The following is a 220-nucleotide window of genomic DNA, read 5'->3' on the forward strand; positions in this document are numbered from 1 at the left end:
CGGTTCAGAAAGGCCTGCACACGCTCGTCGATCTCTTCGCAGAGCCGCGAGACCTGGCTCTTTGAGGTGCCTGTCAGTCCCATTGCCTTCACGAGATCGTCCACCGCCCGGGTCGAGACGCCGTGGATGTACGCTTCCTGCACCACCGCCATCAGCGCCTTCTCGGCCGTCCGGCGCGGTTCGAGGAAGGTCGGAAAATATGATCCCTTCCTGAGCTTGG

The 220-nt window shown here is 62.3% G+C and carries 1 protein-coding gene; it reads right to left on the reverse strand.

Annotation, left to right across the window (positions count from 1 at the left end; translation table 11 throughout):
- The coding region (locus Q1A87_RS24085) for a transposase (RefSeq protein ID WP_299657472.1) at nucleotides 1–220 on the reverse strand (220 nt) is incomplete at both ends.

Origin of the sequence: uncultured Jannaschia sp. (assembly GCF_947494055.1) — a bacterium.
GTDB lineage: Bacteria > Pseudomonadota > Alphaproteobacteria > Rhodobacterales > Rhodobacteraceae > Jannaschia.